Below are 6,418 nucleotides of genomic sequence, written 5' to 3'. Positions count from 1 at the left end.
TGGATGGAAAGGTGTAAAAGCTTGACTAAAAATTTTGTTTGCGCAGCATTCGGCAGGAAAAGAACTCTGGAAAATGCCACAGCCAAGATTAATCTTTGTTTGATTCGACTGATGCTTAACAGGTTGGTGATCGCGACTTAGTATAATCTTGGACAGAAAAGATACGGTTAGGGGTTCTATACCGTCACGATTAGGGTCAATTAAAGCAACTTTTGTTTGTGGAGTAACTCCTGCTACTAACTGGCGATAATTTTCCACTCTGGTGTCAATTACCATCAATCTTTTATGCTGTCGGAGTTGCTGCAACTTTTGGTTGATTTTTGTTGATTCTGTAGATTTTTTTAAGATTAAATTCATCTTGATAAATCCTCAAATTGATAAATTTAGAAAAACACCCTAATCTCCCGGTCAATGTTTTGTCAAAAGACAATTTGTCAAAGATTAAGTAATTCTAAAATATGGGAGATTAATTGTGAATTTGGAGGAAACCTTTTAGGTTTATTTTTGTTTTAATTATTTTTCTAGTTGTTTATATTTGATACCTAATAAACGTTATTTTTCTTGTGGATGATGGCGAATATGTTTCAGTATTCTAGTGATAATTATCTGCCAAAATATTGGAGTTCAAACGGAGAATTTATGAGGAGTTAGGATGAATAAATATCGGACTTTGGCAAGATGAAATTGTCTTATCTCTACCTCATAAAAATTTTATAGAGTTTATAGCTTATGGAAAGAAGTAACCGATAAAAGTCCCATATTAACAGGAGTCTTACTCCATGATTTACCTCATACTTTTGCCACCGAAAGAGTGGGTTTAATGGGGATTGAGGAACTGCGGGCCTTGATGGGTCATTCTCACATTCTTTAAAGTATCAAAAAGTCATATCATTAATACCAATTTGATAAATGTTTGCTACAAATAGCTAGGGTATTTATTAGAATTTCCTACGGAATGCTCCGCAAACAGAATCCAGAATTCAGGAGTCGTATGGGAATAGATTTAATACCAATTTTCAGGTCGTAAATTCTCTTTTTTGTCAAAGGGACATTTCCTACAAAATTTTTTTATTGCACTTATTATTCGTAACATTCTTTTTTCAAATTGGTATAAGGGCAAAACAAGTTGCTCAAAACGCTTTGCAAATCTTATTAACTGAGGAGTTGTAAGTAGAAATTAAATTTATATTATTATGAGAGCAATTCTTACAACACAAGAGTATTGACAATACTCTTGCTCTAATGAGTGAGTGTTGAGGGCATTTATATACATGGCAGATGTTGCTAAGAAGCTTGCGTGGTATGCTTTACAGCCTTGGCGCACGTTTTCGTTCCATTACTACCGATCGCCCGTTAACTATTTGAGTTTGATTCAATAAAAAAGCTTTGCCAGCTTCAGTATCAAACGCCCAAGCTTTAAGTTTAACCTTTCCTTGAGGAATTTCTTCCACAGTAAAAGACTTTTGCCAACCTGAATCTAAATAAGCTGAATTATCAAAATATTCCTTGACACTAGGTCTCGGCATTCTCTGATTAATTAACTTAAATATTATGTCTTCTCCCTCGGTATTTTCATAAGTTAAAATCACACCATCAGCAACTTCATTTCTTTCCGGTAAAATTGCCCAACCATTAGCAACATAAGTCTGATCGTCAATTTTATTGACTGTATCAAAATAACCATAAATTAAATTTGATTTTGTCTCTCCAGTAATATCTTGAATATTTTTACTCTTAACTAAACCAGGTTGTAAAAAACCTAATTTATCTAAAATATTAGCTGTCTGTCTCAGAGGTTCAGGACTTCTTTTAGTCACTAAACATTCATCTTGAGGAACAACATTGATCACTAACATACAAGTCTTACTTTGTAATAAAATTACTCGGCGATCGCTCATCCTCTCCACAGCATTAATAGTAGTCTTAAGATGTAAGATAATCAAAATACTAACCAAAAAGTAGGAAGTATATTTCATCAACTTTGTCTGAACATTTTTTTGACTAGCTAACTGCCAAAAAATAGCCAACAAATAAACCAAAGAAACCATCAAATATAATGAAAAAGCCGTATATCTTGGAGCCAAAGATTGTTCGACACCAAAACCAACTCTACCTACAGCAGTTACAGCACCACTAATAATTCCATAAATCCCAATTATTAGCCAACCAATTAAACGATGTAACAATAAAAAATCTGTTTTAACTAACCAAAAAAACTTCCAACCTAAAAACAGCCAAAAACCAAATACTAAACCTCCTACTATTGTCGCCACAGTTAAATTTTCAAATCCTAAAGGAGCGCCTAAAAAAGCAAAAAAATAATGAACTGTCTCAACTGGATGAGCTATAGCAGATAAAAAACTTGGATGTTTATCGGGCTTTTGATAATCATAAAAATATACGACTAAATTGGCAGCTAAACCCAACAACCCACCGATAATTATCCAAATATTCTTAGTAAAAACTTCCTCAAATTTTCCAGAAGCTAAAATTGCCAATGCTGGAAAAATTAATACCCAAATCAACATTCCATTGGCATAAGAAAAAGTGCTAACCGTACAGAGACAAAAACAAATAATAAACTTAGTTCTTAAACTCAGTTTTTTCTGGGCAATAACCAAACAACCAGTCAAACAAGCAATAGGGGTATAAACCACAATTTGAATTCCCCAAAGCCAATTTTCATATTGGGCAGGAGAAAAAATTAGTAAATTAGAAATTGCCAAGAGCAAAAGTTGAGTAAAAAGACTAGCCCTAACAGTCAACCTATTTAAACAATAAATATTGAAAGAAACAACACAAGTCAACAGAAATATCACCAACATTTCATATCTGACATCCCAATTAGTCAAATAAGCTAAACCGATAAAAATTAGCCTGGGAAAAAATTTTCTACTTTCATGGAATTGAGCAAATAAATCGCTAAAAGATAAATTTCCAGCATAGATTTTCTCAAACATTACTGCTAGAGGCCATTGGTCAGAAAAAGGAAAATTTACGCTATATTTTAGGATGCAAATTCCCATGAATAAAACTGGCAAAAAAATCAGACATAAAATAGGAATTTGTTGGCGCTTTAACTGCTGCATAGACTAGAAATATTTTAATTTATGACTATACTCAAGAGCTTTTCAAGTTTAATAAACTCCAGGTATAACAGATAATATTAGATAATTTTCAGACGAAACAAACGAAAAATGTATTTATAGAACCCCTGAGTGGGATCTTTTAGGAATAAAGTTATACTAATGAGCGATCACCAACTAGCATGAGAAAATGCCAGCCTTCAAGTAGTTTAACAGACAAAGAATAGGTTCTGATCGAACCACTACTACCTAAGAAGAAGAAAACTCGGCCAGAAAAATGGAGCAACAGAGAAATCTTAGATGGTATCTTGTATCAACTTAAGAATGGTTGTAACTGGTGTGACTTACCCTGCATACTTACCTCCTTATTCAACAGTATTTTGGCAGCTACATTCAGTGGCGAGCATCAGGGATAATTGAGAAGGTTAGAGATGTATTGCATTCTCAAGTACATCAACAGGTAAAAAAAAGCCAGATGGACAACTTTAATCATCATTGATTCACTTATCTGTAAAAAATACCTGCAATGCTAGTATCAAGTCAATCATGATTTTGTTTTTACAAATCCACGAACGGAATTAAGCATTGGTGAATGTGTAATGCTTTTTTATCAAAGATCTATGAAAAAACTATAATTGTACCGTTCATAAATATTTAATGGCATTACCTAATCACCAACCCCCGGAATTAAGCGACATAAGCGCGGTAGATAGTCTCGGTTTTCCTTCTTGCTCCGTCCTTACTCTGAGGAAACCTCAGAGCGGGCGGTGCGCTTTTTTTACTTATTGCAGCAAAGCCAATGTATCTGACGATCAGGGATGAATAGAAATTTTGTCAGATAACATTGATTACTTCAAGTCCAAACCTGTTAACCCATACCAAAATTACTATTTTACTTGACAGGTGTAAAAGCTTGACCAAAAATTTTGTTTGCGCAGCATTCCGCAGGAAAAGGACTCTTAAAAAGACTACAGCTAAGATTAATCTGTGTTTGATCCGATTGATGCTTAAGAGATTGGCGGTCGCATAGATACCACTCAGGGGTTCTATAGCATGGTATGCTGACGCGAGGCCGCACCACTGTTCCCTGTTCCCTGCTATAAATAAAATGGTAAATAAATAATCTGGTTTGATAAATGTTCTTATATTACTTATTGGGATTTCTACTTTTACTTTTGGTGGTAGGTATTGCGCTTTATTTTCTCACCCCTCGCAGTTATGAGTCGTCTGAGACGGTAGCTAATTCCTACGATGAATGGACTCAAGACGGTATCCTAGAATTTTACTGGGGCGAACACATTCACTTAGGTCACTATGGTTCGCCACCACAGAGGAAAGATTTTTTGACTGCCAAATCTGACTTTGTCCATGAAATGGTGAAATGGGGAGGGTTAGATAAACTATCTCGCGGTACTACTGTTTTAGATGTAGGTTGTGGCATTGGCGGCAGCACCCGTATTTTAGCAAAAGATTATGGGTTTGACGTTACAGGAATCACTATTAGTCCTAAACAAGTTCAACGCGCTCAGGAACTAACCCCGGAAGGAGTTGATGCTAAATTTCAGGTAGATGATGCTCTAGCACTTTCTTTTCCAGATAATAGTTTTGATGTAGTTTGGTCTATTGAAGCGGGACCTCATATGCCAGATAAAGCTAAATATGCTGAAGAAATGATGCGGGTATTAAAACCTGGTGGAATATTGGTTGTAGCTGACTGGAATCAGCGAGATGATCGCCAAAAACCACTCAATTTCTGGGAAAAACCTGTAATGAAACAGTTATTAGAGCAGTGGTCTCATCCTGCTTTTTCTAGTATTGAGGGTTTTTCGGAACTGATAGCAGAAACTGGATTAGTGGAAGGGGAAGTAGTAACAGCAGATTGGACACAGGAGACTATTCCTTCTTGGTTAGATTCTATCTGGCAAGGCGTAATTAGACCTCAAGGAATGATTCGTTTTGGTTTCTCAGGGATAATTAAGTCTATACGAGAAGTACCTACTTTGTTATTGATGCGTCTAGCATTCGGGAGTGGTCTTTGTCGTTTCGGAATGTTCCGCGCGGTTAAGGTTAGTTCAATATCATCATCAACAGAGAATACTGAAGCTGAAGTAGTTAAAATGTAATTTTTAAGCCTCCTACTGAAGTAGGAGGTAATGATAAATGATAACTAATAACTGATAACTGAAATGACTAATTTACAAGTAAAAACTTCAACAGATACATGGATTTCAGCTACTTGGGATGAATATCTCCAAACTATTGAAAATCCCATTTATGCTAAAGCAAAATCTTATTATTATCAAGGAAAATTCAGAATAGAAATGTCACCAGTAAGTCACGACCATGCTAGCGATAATACACTTATTTCTATAGCTATTGGTATTTTCTGTAGTCTCAAAAATATTGACAATAAAGGTCTAACTAATTGTAGTTATAGAAAAATCGGATTTCAAGAAGTACAACCAGATATTTCCTACCATATAGGTGACAATGCCAATATTATTCCCTGGGGAACTTCTATTGTAGATTTAGGTACATATCCACCCCCAGATTTAGTTATAGAAATAGCCAATACTTCACTGTCTGATGATAAAGGAGAGAAAAGGTTGATCTATGAAGATTTAAAAATCAAAGAATATTGGATAGTTGATGTAAAAAATGTAGATATTATTGCTTTTACTATGGTTGATGGTGGCAGTAAAAGGATTACAGAATCTATAGTTTTACCAGGATTAGTAATAGATGTTTTAAAAGCGGCTTTACAACAGAGTCGAAGTATCAATCAAAATCAAGTTATTGCTTCCCTATTGTCTCAATTTCAAGAATCTTAATCAGAGAATATAGTAATCCTAAATTATGTTGTAATATTTTATCGTGGGGGTTTGGATAACCCCTATAATTTACGATTTTTGCTTAAAGAACTAATTTAAGGTTATAATTATTCTGATTATCTGTTTACAGCGGTTTTCATTTTGGGTAGAACACAGTAGGGAGTTGCATACAATGTCCTGGATTATCATTTTTGTAATGTGGTTCATTGACCTGAAAACTGCTGTGCTAGTTTATTTATCTTTTGAATTAGTAATTTTATTCCTGAAAACTAACAATTAAACATTATGTCGTTAGAAAATATTCAACTAACAATTACTCTATCTGACCAACAATTAGAAGAGGAACAGCTTCAAACAGATACCGAGAATATTTGGTCGGAAATTAAAGAATTTGATGGCGTACAAAATGTAGATTTAATGCCAATAGAAAAAGCCGAACCTAATGCTAAAAGTATCGGTGGTTTTTTAGTAGGAATTCTCACTGCAGAAATTAATGCTAAA

6 protein-coding genes are annotated in these 6,418 nt (G+C 34.6%); 4 read left to right on the top strand and 2 right to left on the bottom strand.

The features are described from left to right. Positions 1-357: DUF4347 domain-containing protein (locus F6K18_RS35620; protein ID WP_287528045.1), on the bottom strand; the 357-nt coding region annotated here is incomplete at its 3' end. Positions 358-1,307: 950 nt separating this feature from the next. Then, positions 1,308-3,089: a hypothetical protein gene (locus tag F6K18_RS35615; protein ID WP_287528043.1), complete on the bottom strand. Its 1,782-nt coding sequence runs from the start codon at positions 3,087-3,089 to the stop codon at positions 1,308-1,310. A gap of 227 nt (positions 3,090-3,316) precedes the next feature. Between F6K18_RS35615 and F6K18_RS37165 the strand changes: the two genes are divergently transcribed. From F6K18_RS37165 to F6K18_RS35600, 4 genes are all read left to right on the top strand, one after another. Further along, entirely contained in the window at positions 3,317-3,502 is a 186-nt protein-coding gene (locus F6K18_RS37165; RefSeq protein WP_353735274.1) for a transposase, read from the top strand. A 720-nt stretch (positions 3,503-4,222) separates the two neighbouring features. Beyond that, entirely contained in the window at positions 4,223-5,209 is a 987-nt protein-coding gene (locus tag F6K18_RS35610; protein WP_287528041.1) for a methyltransferase domain-containing protein, read from the top strand. 63 nt (positions 5,210-5,272) lie between these two features. Beyond that, positions 5,273-5,917, top strand: a complete 645-nt coding sequence (locus F6K18_RS35605) for a Uma2 family endonuclease (RefSeq protein ID WP_287528040.1) — start codon at positions 5,273-5,275, stop codon at positions 5,915-5,917. A 285-nt stretch (positions 5,918-6,202) separates the two neighbouring features. Further along, the coding region (locus F6K18_RS35600) for a hypothetical protein (RefSeq protein WP_287528038.1) at positions 6,203-6,418 on the top strand (216 nt) is incomplete at its 3' end.

The sequence above is a fragment of the Okeania sp. SIO2C2 genome, assembly GCF_010692625.1.
Taxonomy (GTDB): domain Bacteria; phylum Cyanobacteriota; class Cyanobacteriia; order Cyanobacteriales; family Microcoleaceae; genus Okeania; species Okeania hirsuta.
Note: the sequence above shows the minus strand (reverse complement) of the source record. Positions and strands in the feature narration are given on the sequence as shown.